The 16,626-nt window shown below is 71.0% G+C and carries 11 protein-coding genes; 6 read left to right on the top strand and 5 right to left on the bottom strand.

Annotation, left to right across the window (positions count from 1 at the left end; all coding sequences use genetic code 11):
- Positions 1–259: 259 nt before the first annotated feature.
- Complete coding sequence (locus L7N97_RS05915; protein ID WP_237477415.1) at positions 260–691, top strand: SH3 domain-containing protein; 432 nt, start codon at positions 260–262, stop codon at positions 689–691.
- Positions 692–822: 131 nt separating this feature from the next.
- Here L7N97_RS05915 and L7N97_RS05910 read toward each other — a convergent pair whose 3' ends face one another.
- The 4 genes from L7N97_RS05910 to L7N97_RS05895 all read right to left on the bottom strand — a co-directional run bounded on the left by L7N97_RS05910 (position 823) and on the right by L7N97_RS05895 (position 6,837).
- A complete protein-coding gene (locus tag L7N97_RS05910) occupies positions 823–2,733 on the bottom strand; it encodes a tetratricopeptide repeat protein (RefSeq protein ID WP_237477414.1) in 1,911 nt (636 codons plus the stop codon).
- A gap of 348 nt (positions 2,734–3,081) precedes the next feature.
- Positions 3,082–3,279, bottom strand: a complete 198-nt coding sequence (locus L7N97_RS05905; protein WP_237477413.1) for a hypothetical protein — start codon at positions 3,277–3,279, stop codon at positions 3,082–3,084.
- Positions 3,280–3,550: 271 nt separating this feature from the next.
- Positions 3,551–5,518, bottom strand: coding sequence for a rhamnan synthesis F family protein (locus L7N97_RS30160; protein WP_237477412.1), 1,968 nt, complete (start codon positions 5,516–5,518; stop codon positions 3,551–3,553).
- A 38-nt stretch (positions 5,519–5,556) separates the two neighbouring features.
- A complete protein-coding gene (locus L7N97_RS05895; RefSeq protein ID WP_237477411.1) occupies positions 5,557–6,837 on the bottom strand; it encodes a nucleotide sugar dehydrogenase in 1,281 nt (426 codons plus the stop codon).
- A 140-nt stretch (positions 6,838–6,977) separates the two neighbouring features.
- Here L7N97_RS05895 and L7N97_RS05890 point away from each other — a divergent pair, with 140 nt between their 5' ends.
- The 5 genes from L7N97_RS05890 (at position 6,978) to L7N97_RS30155 (ending at position 15,337) form a co-directional block, all read left to right on the top strand.
- Complete coding sequence (locus L7N97_RS05890; protein ID WP_237477410.1) at positions 6,978–8,003, top strand: NAD-dependent epimerase; 1,026 nt, start codon at positions 6,978–6,980, stop codon at positions 8,001–8,003.
- A gap of 31 nt (positions 8,004–8,034) precedes the next feature.
- On the top strand, positions 8,035–11,430 hold the full coding sequence (locus L7N97_RS05885; RefSeq protein WP_237477409.1) for a DEAD/DEAH box helicase: 3,396 nt from the start codon (positions 8,035–8,037) through the stop codon (positions 11,428–11,430).
- A gap of 563 nt (positions 11,431–11,993) precedes the next feature.
- Complete coding sequence (locus L7N97_RS05880; RefSeq protein WP_237477408.1) at positions 11,994–12,566, top strand: hypothetical protein; 573 nt, start codon at positions 11,994–11,996, stop codon at positions 12,564–12,566.
- 114 nt (positions 12,567–12,680) lie between these two features.
- Positions 12,681–13,382 carry a response regulator gene (locus tag L7N97_RS05875; RefSeq protein ID WP_237477407.1) on the top strand — a complete coding sequence of 234 codons (702 nt, stop codon included), beginning with the start codon at positions 12,681–12,683 and terminating at the stop codon, positions 13,380–13,382.
- On the top strand, positions 13,379–15,337 hold the full coding sequence (locus L7N97_RS30155) for a DUF2809 domain-containing protein (protein ID WP_309242762.1): 1,959 nt from the start codon (positions 13,379–13,381) through the stop codon (positions 15,335–15,337). The genes L7N97_RS05875 and L7N97_RS30155 overlap by 4 nt, the downstream gene beginning before the upstream one ends.
- Here the strand turns inward: L7N97_RS30155 and L7N97_RS05860 are convergent.
- Positions 15,330–16,277, bottom strand: a complete 948-nt coding sequence (locus L7N97_RS05860; protein WP_237477406.1) for a beta-keto acid cleavage family enzyme — start codon at positions 16,275–16,277, stop codon at positions 15,330–15,332. The genes L7N97_RS30155 and L7N97_RS05860 overlap by 8 nt on opposite strands.
- Between the last annotated feature and the right edge of the window lie 349 nt (positions 16,278–16,626).

Here is a 16,626-nt window from a genome sequence, read left to right as displayed (position 1 = left end):
TATCCGATGTAAAAAATGTTTGAAAATCAAACAAGTCGACTTACGATAATCATAGATTTTCCAATTCAGAGAGACGTGACGATGCGAGGAAAATCGATGATAAGACGCTGTTATGGATAGAAATTTATTCTGCAAAGGTGTGAACTTTGTGCGCCGATGTCGCAACAGCCGTGTGCTGCGCGCGGCAATCCTCTGTGGTAGGAAGTGCGGGGCTCGACGTGCCGTGCTTCAGCCCGCGGCGGACGATTCGAGGTGCCACATGCGGTACGCTGTCCTCGTCACCTGCTCGCTCGCCATCCTCACCCCCGGTGTCCCCTCAGCGCTGGCGCAGCAGGAAGGGGGCGGGGTCGGCGGCAGCCTGGTCGCCCCGGAGACCAGCTCTCGGCGGGTCCAGCCGGGGCCGGGCTCCACGGGGAAGCCTCGGAAAATCGATCCGCAAGCTCCCGTCGGACAGTCCGTCGGCTCCGCGCCAGCCATCTATTCCTATCCGATCAACACCCAACCGGACGGCTGGGCGGCGCTCAAGGCCGAGCCGAGGGGCGACGCGCAACGCCTGACCAAGGTCCACGACGGTACCCTCTTTCTCGTGGTCGGTCGTGTGCCGGGCTGGAAGCTCGTGCAGTTGGGATCGGGCGAGCGAGGCTGGATCGCGGAGCGGCTCGTCGGATGCTGCCAGCCGCCACGTCGTTGAGGTGTATCCCCGAGAGGGGCTGAATCCGGCCTTCCCGTCCGCACGCTGCGCTCTTCGGGCCCGGCTCCACACGCCGTCCGGTCTCACCGAGCGGGTTTGCGCGGCGCGCATGGACCGGGCTGGACCACCGCTCACGGGATCCGCGCGGGTCGCGGTCCGGCCGTCGCGACATTGGCCTCGGGCGCGTCGAGGCTTCCGCCGACACCGCCGCCCTCCGGCTGCGCGCCTTCGAAGGACGCGGCCGAACCGTCGAGCTGGCGCGGCGGCGTCGCGACGTCGGCCGGCGTGGCCCCGCCTCGGTCCGGCCGGACCTCTGCCAGGAGGCTCCCGCCGATGCCGCCCCCGTCCGGCTGCGCCACCTCGGCGGCGGCGTCCGAACCGTCGAGCTGGCGCAGGGCGTTCCCGGCCTCGGCATCCGCCGGTGCGGCCGCGACGGCCGCGGCCAGGTCCGACCGGGCTTCGACCCGCCGGCCGAGCCGCGCGTAGGCGATCCCCCGTTCCCGCAGCGCGGGTTCGTTGCCCGGGTCGATCGCGTGGGCCGCCTCGAAGTCCCGCAACCCCCCTTCGACGTCGCCCATCCTCACCAGGGCCCGCCCCCGCTCGACGTGGGTCGACGCGTCGTTGCCGTTGATCGCGAGCACGGCCGAGAAATCCCGCACGGCCGAGCCGAAATCACCCTTCGCGACATACACGGCTCCGCGGCCATATAGCGGGAACGCGTAGGTGGGAGCCATGGCGACCGCGGTGTTGGCATCCTGCAGCGCGAGATCCAGGCGGCCGGCACCCTTGTAGGCGCGCATGCGGTTGTCGTAATACCCGGCGATCTTCGGATTGATGCGGATGACGCTGGAATAATCGGCTGCGGCCAGATTAAAATCCCCGGTCTGCTCCTCGGCCATCCCCCTGCGATTGTAAGCCCGCTCCAGCAGCCTCGGGTCGCTCGACAGGCCGATCACGACCGAGCAGGCGCTGATCACGGCGGACCGTTCGGAAGCCTGCCTGCAGAGCTCGGTCGCGCTCTGCACGGCGCTGGCCTGCTGCTCGGCCTTGGCCCTGCGATCCGCCTCGGCCTGACGGACGAGCCGGTCCGCCTCCGTCTTGGCCTGACGGTCGGCCTCCTCCTGCGCGGCCCGGCGCCGGGCATCCTGATTCGCCTGAAGGATCGCTTGGCTCACGGTGTCCGCGCCGGCGTTGGTCGGCGTGGCCCCGGAGAACGCCACGGCGTCCGGGAAGGTTTGCGGATCGGCGGCGTCGGAGGCGCCCGGCAGGGCATCGAAGATGTCGGCCTGTCGGCCGGAGTCGGACACCATGTGCCGGGGATAGAGCTCGTTGGCCATGACCACGGCGAGGCGTGACGCGTTCGGGAATGCATTCCTGTTCCAGGAGAGTGTGAAGCCCGAGATCCCGCCCCGCACGACGATGTAGCGCGAGTAGCTGGACAGCGTGTCCGTTCCGCTCGCGACGGCCAAGAACGTCGGGCGGATCACCTTCATGTCGACGTGCCGATCCGCGGCCGGTCGGGTCAGGTTGTCGAGAACGGCGCTGAGCGTCATCTCGCCGTCCGCGAAGAACGAGAAGTCGATGCTGATCGTGCGCTTGCGGTTTTCCAGAGCGAAGCCGTTCCGAGTCGGCGACCGGGACAGCCCGAAGTTGCCGGGCACGACCACCGAGGCGGGTGCGAACGGGTGGTCCAGGAACTCGAAGCCCCAGCTGTTGAAGATGCGTCCCCCGACGACGCTCAGCGCCCGGCGCGTCTCCGGCGTGAGGACGCCCGTCGGAGCGATGTCGTGGTCGGCTTGGAAGCTGCCCGTCGCGTCATAGAGACGGCCGCTGAAGTCGTTCGACGCCATGGCGTTGAAGTCCCCGGTGGCCATCAACTCCAAGAACACTTCGTTGCGGTCCCGCGCCGGCAGGCCGTCGAAGATGGCCTGAGCCTGCGCCATGAAGGGGCGCGAGGCCGCCTCGGCGGGCGACATCGCCATCGCGAGGAGGGTGGATGCCACGTAGGCCGCGGCGGAGCTTCGACCCCCCCTCACGTTCATCGCCCCCTCCCGCGTCGACACGCTCAAGTTACTCAGCCTTCAGAGCGATGCAACTGCGATCGCGCCCGGATCATCGATTTCCGGACGGTAGATCAGCCGCGCCGGGTGGATCGGACGACCGCCCACAGTTCCATCGTCGATCGGTTCCGCTCAGACCGATGATCAGGTGCGAAGTCAACGATCTACAGAAACCGGGTAGTCCCGTGAAGGTTGGAGGACGGATGTCGCATATCGATCGATTCGAGTGAGTGTATCCAGATTGTAATTCATCACTGGGTGATCGATCCTGTGATCGCGAACGCGACAATTCATTTCACGATGTTTCTCGTGATCGACTCACTTGTGCTCTCAACCCATCGAGTGATTCGCATCGAGTTTGGGATGTGCGAGCCTGTTGGCGTGTTCGAGGCCGTATCCGTCGTGCTGAAGGCGCAGACCCGACACGCCCTGCGCCGGTTCGCCGGCGACCGGCAGCGGCCTCGCACCCACACCTTGCGCGCTCGGATCGTGCTCCTGGCTCGATGCCGTCGAGGGCTTCTTGTCCAAGCTGGCCCGACAGGCCTCCCGACGCGACGTGTTCCAGTGTGTCGACGGTCTCGTGGCCACCATCGAACGCTCCATCGCGAGCACCGACGACGATCCCACACCCTTCATGTGAACCGCTCCAGCCCCCACCATCTCGGCCGAGCTCAGGAGGCATCAGCCGAATGCCTCGAGGCACCGGCGCCTCTCATCGGACCCTTCGCACGTGATCGTCGGCTCCGCGCCCGGCGGGTCGCGCCGAAGCGGATGGTGAAGCGCGCCCCATCGATCGCGCTCACTCAGCCTGATCTTCGTCGAGAGACGCCGCGATCAGCTGTCCTTCGAATTCGAAGGTCGCATCGAAGCGAGACGTGTCGTAGCCTCGTCCGTCCAGCGCTGCCCGCACAGCGGCCTCGGCTCCCCTGTGCTCGCCGATCAGCAAAGAGGCCTTCACGAAAGGCATGCCGGCCTGGAGCAGCTGCTTCCAGTTCAGGATGGTGCGGTTGCCTTCGAAGGCGTGGCGGGTCGTCATGGGAAAGATCGGCTTGGCGGAGAAGCCCGCGGCCACGAGCCGTGCCGTGAGCGTGATTTCGTAAGATCGGATCACGGCATCCTTGTTCGTTCTGTTCACAACGTCGCGCCAAAAGGACCGGAATGCGTCAGATGTCAGGCAGCGCTTCTTGATCGCCAGGAAAAAGCTCTGAAGATGCCACGCGTAGAATCTGTTGTCTGTCAGGCCGACGATGTCCTCGTCGCTCGCAGAGATGCTTTCGATCAGGTTTTTGAACGTGATACGATCGACGGGGCCGACGATGCTGTCATTCGTCAGGTAAAGGACGGGAGATTCCAAGACTTCTGGGATCCGATCGATCACATGAGCCCAGGCTGCGAAGTCGAAGCCCGAGTTCTCGCGCAGGTAAACGGCGGCGCAGCTGTCGATCAGGTCGGGCGGCAGCACTGTCGTACGTTCCGGGGCGGCCACGATGAGAACCACGTCGATCCCCTGCTGCCGCATGGCGTCGGCATAGTGAGGAACATGGCTCTTGATGCGCCCCCGGGCCGCGAAGGTGACGAACAAGGCGGTCGGCCGAGCACCCAGAGAAGATCCCTGCTTGATGCAGGTCATCCGCACCGCCGAGGCCTTGAGCCGAGCGATCGCGTCGTCCTCGACGGGGTGGGCCGGCCGGCCAGCGTCCATCCCGTCGAGCATGAAGTCCGACAAAGGATCGAGGCGCGATGTCGAGGCGTGGTGGGAACGCCGGTATCGGATGGCGTCGAAGAAGAGAGATGGGTTGGTCGCGTAGCCGCCGACGCGCATGAAGTGTGACACGGGCGTCTCGTGGGGGCGCATGGTCGCCCCGTATTTGCGCTTGTACCATGCGTTGTCGAACCAAGTGTTGGGATTGATGTTCAACGCCGAACCGACCCTCGCGTAATGCCAGACGACGTTGTCCTCATCGCCGTTCTTCGGCGAGATCTGATCGAGGTAGAAACCGACGTCGAACAGCGGATGGGGCTGCCGCCCTTCGCGGCTGCCGTGATCGACGTAGTGGCGGAGGGGATCGATGCCGGCCGCGGCGATGTCCGGATTGAGGCGACGGTAGAGGTCGGGATCGAACAGGCCGTCGGCCCGCATCTTGCAGACGATCTGTTCCGTGGGATCGACCTGCCCGGCGTGGGTCGAGAGTCCCAGCCGCCATCCGTGAGCGCAGAAATGCGCGAAAGGTCCCCACGCGTTGATATGGTGCGACGGATAGGTGGCGGCGTACCAGACGGGATCGAATTCGGGGTTCGGGCGCGCGCCCTCCTGCTCCCCCTGCGCGAGATAATGCGTGAGCGGATCCAGGCCGGATCGGCGCAAGGCCGGGAAGGCATCGAGGTAGTGCCGAGTGTCGAAGAATCGGTTCGGCCGATGACCCCGCCATGCGCCTTCGGTTTTGAAGTGATCTTCGGGCGTTCCTGCCCATCCCGACCCGCCGAGGTACTCGTCGCGGTACCAGCACGGGTCGAAGACCCCGGTGGCTGTGAGGGATGCGAAGCGCTGGGGGACGTCACTCGGTCGGTCTGCCGGTTCGATCAATCGGTGCTCCTCGCCCTTGCTCTGTTCGGCCGAGTCCTCGGCCGGCTGCCTCGACATCTTACCATGAGCTTCGCCGGCGACGGCCACGCCGCGGCGGCGGTCGACAACGATCCCGCCGCCGTCGCCTCCGTCGAAGCCATGATGACCGCCGTGGGCACCCCGTCGCCCCAAGGCCTCAGCCACGCCGCGGTCGGCCTCCGGGCCCGAGCGGCGGGGCTCCGCTAAAGCCGCCACAGCTCTACCCCCGCCGGCACGGCGGCGCGGTCGAGCGCGTGCTTGACGTCGAGCACCCAGCCGCCTTCGGGCCGGAGCAGGCGCGACACCATCGGCCAGCCGCCCGCCCGGAACCGGGCATGCGCCACAGCCAGCACCACGGCGTCGGCGGGGGCGAGCCGCTCGGGCGGCACGAGCGCGATGCCGTATTCGCGCATGGCCTCCTCGGCGTCGACCTCGGGGTCGCACACCTGCACCCGCAAGCCGAAGCTCCCGATCTCGCGCGCGATGTCGATTACCTTGCTGTTGCGGATGTCGGGCACGTCCTCCTTGAACGACAGGCCGAGCAAGGTGACGACCGGCGAGGCGCGCCCGAGCGCCACCACGCGCCGCACGCATTCCCGGCCCACGTGGGCCCCCATGCCGTCGTTGACGCGCCGGCCCGCCAGCACGACCTGCGGGTGCAGCCCCGCCTCCTGGGCCTTGTAGGTGAGGTAATAGGGGTCGACGCCGATGCAGTGGCCGCCGACGAGGCCGGGCGTGAAGGGCAGGAAGTTCCACTTGGTGCCGGCCGCCGCCAGCACGTCCGCCGTGTCGATCCCGAGCCGGGCGCAGATCAGGGCGAGCTCGTTCATCAGCGCGATGTTGAGGTCGCGCTGGGTATTCTCGATCACCTTGGCGGCCTCGGCCACGCGGATCGAGCCCGCGCGGAACACGCCGGCCTCGACCACGGCGCCGTAGGTGTCCGCGATCACGTCGAGCGTGCGGCTGTCCTGCCCCGCCACCACCTTGCGGATCGTCTCGAAGCGGTGGCGCCGGTCGCCGGGGTTGATGCGCTCGGGCGAGAAGCCCACGGTGAAGTCGCGGCCCCCCACGAGCCCCGAGGCGCGCTCCAGCACGGGCAGGCAGTCCTCCTCGGTGCAGCCGGGGTAGACGGTCGACTCGTAGACCACGATGTCGCCGCGCTTCAGCGCGGCTCCCACGGTGCGCGAGGCCGCCATCACGGCCGACAGGTCCGGCTGCAGGGCGGCGTCGATCGGCGTCGGCACCGTCACGATGTAGAGGTCGGCGGCGCGCAGCGCTTCCGGATCGTCGGTCGCCCGCAGGCCGGAGGCGAGGAGCGCCCCGGGCTCGACCTCGCGCGTGCGGTCGTGGCCGCGGTTCAGCTCGGCCACGCGCGCGGCGTCGATGTCGAAACCCACCACGCCGAAGCCGGCGCGCGCGAAGGCGACGGCCACCGGCAGGCCCACGTAGCCCAGCCCGATCACGGCCAACCGTCGACGCTCCATGTCCTGCCCGTCCTCTGCCCGGCGGCCGCGCTCGCCCGCGGCCGTGGTGGACCGGGAGGCCCGGCCCCGCAAGCTTGCATTTCGACGGTGGCCTTCGCATAGCTGGCCGCCCGCCACCCGCGCCGAGGGACCGACCGACTTTGAGCACGCTCGACAGGCCGCGCCGGGTGCTCGTGACGGGCGCCGCGGGCTTCATCGGCTACCACCTCGCCGCCCGGCTGCTGGCCGAGGGCGACGCGGTGGTGGGCCTCGACAACCTCAACGCATACTACGACGTGTCGCTGAAGGAGGCCCGCCTCGCGCGCCTCGTCGCGCAGCCGGGCTTCACCGCCGCGCGGCTCGACCTCGGCGACCGGGCCGGCCTCGGCGCGCTCTTCGCGGACGGGTTCGACCTCGTGGTCAACCTCGCGGCGCAGGCCGGCGTCCGCTACTCGCTGGTGAACCCGCAGGCCTACGTCGACAGCAACATCACGGGCTTCACCAACCTGCTGGAATGCTGCCGGCACGCCCGCGTGGGCCACCTCGTCTACGCGTCGTCGAGCTCGGTCTACGGGGCGCTCACGGCCACGCCCTTCTCGGTGCGGCAGACCGTGGACCACCCGGTCAGCCTCTACGCCGCCACCAAGAAGTCCAACGAGCTCTTCGCCCACACCTACAGCCACCTGTTCGGGCTGCCCACCACGGGGGTGCGCTTCTTCACCGTCTACGGGCCCTGGGGGCGGCCCGACATGGCGATGTTCCTGTTCGCGCGCGCGATCCTGGAGGGGCGGCCCATCGACGTCTTCAACGACGGCCGGATGGAGCGCGACTTCACCTACATCGACGACATCGTGGAAGGGCTGGTGCGGCTCGGGCGCCGCCCCGCCGCCCCCGACCCCGCCTGGGACGGCGCGGACCCGGACCCGGGCACGAGCGCCGCGCCCTACCGTCTCTATAACATCGGCAACAACCGGCCCGTGCCGCTCATGCGGATGATCGCGGTGCTGGAGGACTGCCTCGGGCGCCAGGCGGAGAAGCGCTTCCTGCCGCTCCAGCCCGGCGACGTGCCGGCCACCTTCGCAGACATCGACGACCTGCGGCGCGACGTCGGCTTCGAGCCGTCCACGCCCATCGAGGTCGGCGTCGAGCGGTTCGTGCGCTGGTACCGGGACCACTACCGGGTGTGACGGCGCTCCGGACGGCCGCGCGGGGCAGGGGATGATCGGATACGAGATCGGCGACATCCAGCGGCGCTGCGGCTACGCGGCCTCGGAGAACGGGCGCCGCTACCAGGCGAAGGGCCAGGTCGTCGCCTTCGACTGGACGGGCGACACGATCTCCTCCGCCGTGAAGGGGACCGAGGCGCGACCCTACCGGCAGACCGTCACCGTGAAGGAGCGCAAGGGGCGGCTCAGCATCGTGGGCACCTGTTCGTGCCCGGTCGGGGCCGACTGCAAGCACGTGGCCGCGGCCCTCTACCAGGGCCTGGCGGTGCTGGCCGAGGCCCGCGCCGCCGCCGAGCGCACGCCCGAGCGGCGCCTCGCGCGTCTGACCGCGCCGCTGCCGCAGCCGGCTTGGCGGCCGCCGGAGCCCGCCGCGGGCGAGCTGCCCGGCGCCCTCGCGGCCTGGCTCACGGAGCTCGACCGGGCCGCGAAGACGGTGGACGAGGACTACCCGCCCGGCATCAACCAGCGCATCGTCTACCTGCTGGTGCCGCTGCGCGACGAGCCGCACCTGCCGCAGATCGGCGTGCAGCCCGTCACGGCGAAGCTCCGCAAAGACGGGACCTTCCTGCCGGAGGTGAAGCCCTATTCGGCCCACCGCGCCTCGTCGGGCGGCGCCAAATACCTGCGCCCGTCCGACGACCGCATCATGCGCGACCTCGCCCGCGTCCCCTCGGTCTACGGCGCGGCGACCCACCGCCTCGCCGGGGAAGGCGGCGCCGAGATCCTGGCCGCGATCCTCGACACCGGCCGGGCCCGCTGGGGTGCCGTCGGCGGGCCGGCGCTGGCGGGCGGGCCGGCGCGGGACGGCGCGCTGGCCTGGGGCGAGGTCGAGGGCGGGTCGCTGCTGCCGCGCCTCGAGGTCGACGGCGCCGACCACGTCCTCGCCGGGACGCCGCCCGTCTACGTCGACGTCGAGGCCGGCCTCCTCGGCCCGGTCGAGACGGGGCAGCCGGCCCGCATCGCCGCGGCCCTGCTCAGGGCGCCGCCCGTGGCGCCGGTCGCGCTGGCGGCCCTGAACGAGAAGCTCGCGCGCCGCCTGCCGTCGATGGCCGGGCTGACGCCGCCGACGCCGCCGGTGGAGCGCCGGACCGGGGTGGCGCCGCGGCCGAGCCTGCGCCTGCTGCGGGGCGCGACGCAGGGCACGCCGGTCTACAACGCCTACGGCATCTCGGCCGTGCAGATCACCCCCGTCCCCGTGGCCCTGGCGCGCCTGTCGTTCCGCTACGGCGACGCCGTCGTGCCGCTCGGCGAGACCAGGCCGACGGTGTCGCTCTACGCCGGCGGCCGGCTCGTCGAGGTCGAGCGCGACCCCGAGGCCGAGGCGGCAGCGGCCCGCGCGCTGATCGAGCGCGGCTTCGCGCCCGCGCCCGAGCTGCACCCGCACCTGGCGCGCGAGCACGCCCGCGACCTCGTGGCCGGGCCCGACGAGGATGCCTGGCTCGACGCCGTGTCGGACGCGGTGCCCGAGCTCGGGCGCCTCGGCTGGGACGTGTCCGTCGACGCGGACTTTCCCTACCGCGTGGTCCGGGCCGACGGGGCGATCGACGCCGACCTGCATCAGACGACGGGCATCGACTGGCTGGAGCTCCACCTCGGCGTCACGGTGGACGGCGAGCGCGTCGACCTCGTCGGGCCCATCGTGGGGCTGATCTCGTCGCCCGACTTCTCGCTCGACACCTTCGCGGCGCTGGCCGAGAACGACGACAAGCCGGTGTTCCTGCCGCTGCCGGACGGCCGCCTCCTGTCCATGCCCATGGGCCGGCTGCGCCCCATCGTCGAGGGCCTGCGCGACCTCGCCTTCGGGCTGGAGCGCGACGGGGCCGGCCTGCGGCTGTCGGCGCTCGACGCCGCGCGCCTGTTCGAGTTCGAGGCCGCCACGGCCGGCGCGGCCCTGCGCTGGCGCGGCGGCGAGGCGATCCGCGACCTCGGCCGCAAGCTCGCCGCAGCCGGCGGCGTGCCGCCCGTCGCGGTGCCGCCGGACTTCGCCGCGACGCTGCGGCCCTACCAGGCCGAGGGCGTCGCTTGGCTGTCGCTGCTGCGCGAGGTGGGGCTCGGCGGCATCCTCGCCGACGACATGGGGCTCGGCAAGACCGTGCAGGCCCTGGCCTTCCTGTCGATCGAGAAGGCGGCGGGCCGGCTCGACCGGCCGGCGCTGGTGGTTGCGCCGACGAGCCTCATGGCCAACTGGGCGCGCGAGGCGGAGCGCTTCGCCCCCGCCCTGCGCGTCCTGACGCTGCACGGGCCGGACCGGCACGCGCGCTTCGCGGAAATCGACGACCACGACCTCGTGCTCACCACCTACCCGCTGGTCGGGCGCGACCGGACCGTGCTGGCCGAGACGGAATGGCACGTGCTTCTGCTCGACGAGGCGCAGACGATCAAGAACCCGGAGGCCGCCACCACCAAGCTGATCCTGTCGCTCGGCGCCCGCCACCGCTTCTGCCTCACCGGCACGCCGCTGGAGAACAACCTCGCCGAGCTGTGGTCGCTGTTCTCCTTCGCCTGCCCGGGCCTGCTCGGGGACCGCAGGCGCTTCACGATCGACTGGCGCACGCCGATCGAGAAGACCGGCAACGCCGAGCGGGGCCGCCTGTTGGCGCGGCGCGTGCGGCCCTTCCTGCTGCGCCGCACCAAGGAGCAGGTGGCGCGCGACCTGCCGCCCAAGACCGAGATGGTGGAGCGGATCGCCTTCGAGCCGGCGCAGCGCGACGTCTACGAGACGATCCGCCTGTCCATGCACCAGCGCATCCGCAAGGCCATCGAGGACAAGGGCTGGGCCCGGAGCCGCATCGTGGTGCTCGACGCGCTGCTCAAGCTCCGGCAGGCCTGCTGCGACCCGCGGCTCCTGAAACTCAGGACCAAGGCGGCAGCCACGGCCGGCTCGGCCAAGCTGGAGCGGCTGGAGGAGATGCTGCGCGAGCTGCTCGCCGAGGGGCGGCGCGTGATCGTCTTCTCGCAGTTCACCTCCATGCTCGACCTGATCCGCCCGCGGCTCGACGCGGCCGGCATCCGCACGAGCCTGCTCACGGGCGACACGCGCGACCGCCCGGCCGCCATCGCGGCCTTCGAGTCCGGCGACGCCGAGGTGTTCCTGATCAGCCTCAAGGCCGGCGGCGTCGGGCTGAATCTCGTGGCGGCCGACACGGTGGTGCTCTACGACCCGTGGTGGAACCCCGCCGTCGAGGCGCAGGCGGTCGACCGCGCCCACCGCATCGGCCAGACGAAGCCCGTCTTCGTCCACAAGCTCGTCGCCTCGGGCACGATCGAGGAGAAGATGGAGGTGCTGAAGGAGAAGAAGGCGGCGCTCGCCGCCTCGCTCTTCGACCCCGACGGCGAGCCGACCCTCGCCATGACCGAGGCCGACATCGAGATGCTGCTGGGGGCGTGAGGGCGCGGCCGGGCGGGGCGTGGCGCCCCGCTCCGGGCCTTCCCCTCCACCGTCGTCGCGAGCGCGGCGAAGCGATCCGGCGCGCCCCCTCTGAGGGACGCGCCACCCGTGGGAGCGCCGACCGCGCGAGCGGCTCACGGCGGTTCTGGACCGCTTCGCTGGGGACGGCGGATCGGAGACCGTCTCCGGGCGGCCAGGCTCCCGGCCGCCGTCTGCACGGGATCTGCACGGGACCCGACATCGCCCTGCACGCGGGCCGGCGATCCTGCCCCCATGCAGAACACGCCCCCTCCGCCCCGCCCCTCGCTCCCGCGCCGCCTGCTCGACGACGCCTGGTGGCTCGCCGGTGCGCTCACGGTTCCCCGACCGGCCAGGATCATTCCTTTCCCCACGCCACGGCGTCTCGACGGCTCACGCGAGGCGTCACGATGACGGCGACAGCGATTCGCCGACACACAAGGAACCGCCGCCAGTTCGGCGCTAGCTGATCGAGCGGCTTGGTCGGCCGCGGCGTCCTGCTGCGGCCGCCTGAATAGCAACGATGCTGTAACGGAGATCGAGAGATGATCCGATGGATCGCCATTCTGTGCTTTATCGTTTCCGCGAATACCCTAGCGCGAGCAGAGGAAACATTCGATGCTGATTCTCTTGTGTTTCACAATGTTTTCTGCAGCAGAAAAGGTGATAGAGTGTCATATTCGATCGTCGGCACCGGAGCTTTTCGAGCGCCGCGAGTCGAGACCATCGAAACATTCATCGTGTCGTGGCTGAATCGACACCCGCACGCGACAGCGAGGATCGTAGAGCAGAGCACCTTGGGTCCGAAGCTGGGTCTGATGGATTACATCTGGATCGACAAGGGTAACGACAGCCTCAACATCGACCTTGTCAGGCAGGGCATCGTTCCAGGAGGCATGATGGCAGACGGAGTGGAGTACCTGACCTCGATCAAGGATGCGATCCATCTCGATCTCACCAGCCCTGACTTCCCCAAGCGCGTGATCGATGAGGGGGCGTATCATGTCTTCATGGACAGGGTCGTGATCGCCGAATCGGCAGCCCGGTCCGACAGGATCGGACTCTGGTCGGACGAGTATCGGGAGATGATGAAGCAGGAAGGATACATTCCAGAATGATCCATCAAACGATCATCCGCTCCTCCAAGCGTCAGCCTGTGCCGGAAGGCGGCTCATGCGCTATCCCGACGCTGCGGGCTTCATCGGCCGCGCGGCGACCATGACGGGTGACGGATGACGGCGGTGCCCTCCATCCTGGTGGCCGACGACGACCCCCACATCCGGGACGTCATCGGCTTCGCGCTCGGGCGCGCCGGCATGGCCGCCGCCATGGCGCGCGACGGCGCCGAGGCCCTGGCGCTGGTCCGCCGCGAGGCCTTCGACCTCGCCGTGCTCGACGTCGGCATGCCCGAGATGGACGGCCTCGCGCTCTGCCGCGAGATCCGCCGCGGCTCGGCGCTGCCGATCCTGTTCCTGTCGGCGCGCGACGAGGAGGTCGACCGCGTGCTCGGCCTGGAGATCGGCGGCGACGACTACCTCACCAAGCCGTTCAGCCCGCGCGAGCTGGTGGCGCGCATCCGGGCGATCCTGAAGCGCAGCCGCCCGGCGCCCGCCGCCGACGCCGCGCTGCGCCGCGGCCGCCTCGCGCTCGACCCCGAGGCGCGGCTCGTCGCCTTCGGCGGCACCGCCGTGCCCCTGACGGCGCTGGAATTCGCCATCCTCCAAGCCCTGATGGCGCGGCCCCGCATGGCCTTCACGCGCGACCGCATCCTCGACGCCGCCTACGGGGTCGGCGCCGCCGTGTCGGACCGCACGGTGGACAGCCACGTGCGCGGCATCCGCGCCAAGCTCGCCGCCGCCGGCTGCGCGGACGCGGTCGACACCGTGCACGGCGTCGGCTTCCGCCTCGGGGCCTGCGGCGGCACGGCGCCGTGAGCCGCGTGTGGCGCGACGGGCGGCCGAGCCTCGGCCTCGTGCTGGCGCTGGTGCTCGGCACCGTGCTGGCGCTGCCGCTGGCGGGCGTGCTCGCCTCCGGGGTCTACGACGACGGGCTCCTGCGCCGCACCGAGGCCGAGCTGATGGCGCAGGCGGCCGCCCTGGCCGCCGAGGCGGGCCGCACCGCCGCGGAAAGCCTGCCGCCCGACGCCCCGCTCGGCCCACCGGCGCCGGCCGGCCCGGCCCCGGACCTCGCGCCCGACCTCGGCGCGCTGCGGCCGCGGCGCCCCGACGCGGCCGAGCCCGCGGCCCCGCCGGCGCCGGCCTTCCTGGCGCTCGGCGCGCGGCTCGCGCCGGACCTCGCCGCCACGCAGGCCGTGACGCAGGCGGGCTTCCGGCTGCTCGACCCGTCCGGCACGGTGATCGCCGGGCGCGACGAGGTCGGCCGGTCGCTGGCCGGCGTCGAGGAGGTGGCGGCGGCGCTCGGCGGGCGGACCGCGGCGGCGCTGCGCCGGCGCGTGTCGAGGCACGCCTACCCGGCGCTCGGCTCGCTCAGCCGCGGCCGGCCGGCGCGGGTCTTCGTCGCCGTGCCGGTCGTGGCGCGGGGCCGGGTGGCGGGCGCCGTCTACGCGTCGCGCACGCCCGTGGACCTGCTCGGCAGCCTCTACGGCCAGCGCCGGGCCCTCGGCCTCGCCGCGGCGGCCGTGGTAGCCGCGGCCGTGCTGGCCGGGCTCGTGCTCCACCGCGCCATCAGCCTGCCGGTGCGCGAGCTGATCGGCCTTTCGGCCGCGATCGGGGCGCGCGACGCGGCCGCGGTGGCGTCGCACCGCCACCACGGCACGGTGGAGTTCGCGGCCCTCGCGGCGAGCCTGCGCGGCATGGCGCGGCGCCTGACGGAGCGCGGCGACGCCGTGTCGAGCTTCGCGGCCCACGTGTCCCACGAGCTGAAGTCGCCGCTGAGCGCCATCCGCGGCGCGGCGGAGCTGCTGCGCGACGACGACCCGGCCGACCCGATGGCGCCCGACGAGCGCCGCCGCTTCCTCGACCACCTGCTCGCCGACACGGAGCGGCTCGGCGCGCTGCTGGAGCGGCTGCGCGAGATGGCCCGCGCCGAGGCCGAGCCGACGGCGGGCCGCTCGGCGCTGCGGCCGGCGCTCGGCGCGCTCCGGGCCCGCTTCCCCGCCCTCGCGCTGCGGGCCGGGGGCGCGCTCGACGCCGAGATGCGCGTCTCGGCCGACAACCTCCTCGTTCTGCTGGGCCACCTCGCCGACAATGCGGGGCGGCACGGCGCCCGCGCGCTCGACGTGACGGCGCGGCCGGACGGGCCGGGCCTGCGGATCGAGGTCCGGGACGACGGCACCGGCATCTCGCCGAACAACCGGGCCAGGATCTTCGACAGCTTCTTCACGACGCGGCGCGAGGACGGCGGCACCGGCATGGGGCTCGCCATCGTGCGGGCGCTCCTCGGCGCGCACGGCGGCACGGTGGCCCTGCTCGACACGGAGGGGGGCGCCGGCTTCGCGCTGTGGGTGCCGGTGGCGGACGCCGCCGCGGCTCGGCGGCCCCGGTCCCGCCGCCGACGGCGGGTCCTCGCCGCGACGGCGCTCGTGGTGCTGGCCGGGCTGGCGCTGCGCGGGTGGGGCCCGGCGCTCGGGCTGCCCTTCGCCGTCACCAAATACGGCGGCTCGGTCCTGTGGGGCGCCATGGTCTACGGGGTCGCGGCGGCGCTGCGCCCCGCGGCCCGGCCCGGGCGGGTGGCCGCCGCGGCCCTCGCGGTCGCGGCACTGGTCGAGCTGTCGCGGCTCGCCCACGCGCCCGCCCTCGACGCCTTCCGCCTCACGGCGGCGGGCGCCCTGCTGCTCGGCCGCGTGTTCTCGCCCTGGAACCTGCTGTGCTACGCCGCCGGCATCGCGGCGGCGTGGGCCTGGGACCGCGGCGATCCGAGGGTCACGTGATCGCGTAGATCTTGCGCGCGTCGTCGTGGGTGGCGAGCGGGCGGCCGACCTCGCGGGCGATCTCCTGGACCTCCTGGAGGAGCTGGAGGTTCGTCGGGTTGCGGTCGGGGTCGTAGAACAGCTCGAGGCCGGTCTTGACGTGGCCGCCGAGTTCGATCGTGCGCTTGATGATCGGCCGCGTGTCGAGCCCGCCCTCGCCCCAGATCGAGATGCACCAGGGCAGCTTGTGCTTCGCCTCGGCGATCATGCCGAGGTAATAGTACAGGCTCTCCAGCGACGGCTCCATGCCGCAGGTGCCGATGGGCTTCGACGAGGTCAGGCCGTATTTGCCGACAAGGTAGAAGTCCCACATCGAGCCCGGGCTCGCCATGCCGCGGTCGACGTAGTGGCGCGCCACGCGCAGGTGGCCGGGCTCGTAGACGCCGAAGATCATGGCGATGTCGTTGGCCCGGCAGAAGTCGACCTGCCCGGCGACGCGCTTGAGGTTCCAACCGTATTCGCGGCCGAGGAGGTGGCCCCCCTCGTCCTCGTCGATCGCGAACATGTCGATGCCGGTGTCGACCACCGCGACCTGCACGTTGGCGGTCTTGTTGAGCACGGCCACGTGTTCGAGGCCGGTGTCGTCCTCGCCGCAGAGCAGGTTGTTGCAGGTGGTAGGATACCAGATCATGTCCGGCCGCGCCTTCAGAATGCGGTCCCAGGCCGGCATGTAGTCGTCGGCCGCGGCCGCCCCGCGCAGGTCGAAGTCCGAGTTGTGGACGTGGATGGCGCTGGCGCCCGCGTCCCAGCAGCGGATCGCGTCCTCCACCACCTCGTCGTAGGAGACGGGCGTGTTGGGGTTCATGGCCTTGGTGCGCACCCCGTTCTGGTGCGACTCGATCATCACCGGCGTGTCCCAGCTCGGCTTCATGTCGGCGAAGCGGTCGAGTGCGGTGGCCATCTCTGTTCCCTCCCTGTGTGTTCGACGATGCCGCCGCGGCGGGCGGCGCGGGTCGCAGATCGGATCGGTGCTGGGTTCGCGTCGGCGCGGTTCGGCCTCGCGCCCCGCGGGGCGCCCGAAGGCCATCGATCCTCCCGATCGCCGCGTTCGACCTTTGGGCGGCGTTTGACACATTTGTGCAGCGCGTGAACATCGCTGTCAAGCCGTACCCCCCGCGCCGCGGGGTTGAACATGGAGCGATGGGGGATAGATCGAGACGGTATGCCGGAAGCCGGCGAGACGCGCGCCATACAAATATAACGATACCGTTACAAAAGTACGGAAGGCCTCGCCTCGACGGGGCCGCGCG

Source organism: Lichenibacterium dinghuense (assembly GCF_021730615.1).
GTDB lineage: Bacteria > Pseudomonadota > Alphaproteobacteria > Rhizobiales > Beijerinckiaceae > Lichenihabitans > Lichenihabitans dinghuensis.
The sequence above is the reverse complement of the archived record's forward strand: the minus strand, read 5'-3'. Positions and strand labels throughout refer to the sequence as shown.

Excerpts from the sequence above, each read along its gene's own strand:
- L7N97_RS05915 (WP_237477415.1), top strand. The coding sequence starts at position 260 with ATGCGGTACGCTGTCCTCGTCACCTGCTCGCTCGCCATCCTCACCCCC.
- L7N97_RS05895 (WP_237477411.1), bottom strand. The coding sequence starts at position 6,837 with ATGGAGCGTCGACGGTTGGCCGTGATCGGGCTGGGCTACGTGGGCCTG.
- L7N97_RS05860 (WP_237477406.1), bottom strand. The coding sequence starts at position 16,277 with ATGGCCACCGCACTCGACCGCTTCGCCGACATGAAGCCGAGCTGGGAC.
- L7N97_RS05910 (WP_237477414.1), bottom strand. The coding sequence starts at position 2,733 with ATGAACGTGAGGGGGGGTCGAAGCTCCGCCGCGGCCTACGTGGCATCC.
- L7N97_RS05885 (WP_237477409.1), top strand. The coding sequence starts at position 8,035 with ATGATCGGATACGAGATCGGCGACATCCAGCGGCGCTGCGGCTACGCG.
- L7N97_RS05880 (WP_237477408.1), top strand. The coding sequence starts at position 11,994 with ATGATCCGATGGATCGCCATTCTGTGCTTTATCGTTTCCGCGAATACC.
- L7N97_RS05875 (WP_237477407.1), top strand. The coding sequence starts at position 12,681 with ATGACGGCGGTGCCCTCCATCCTGGTGGCCGACGACGACCCCCACATC.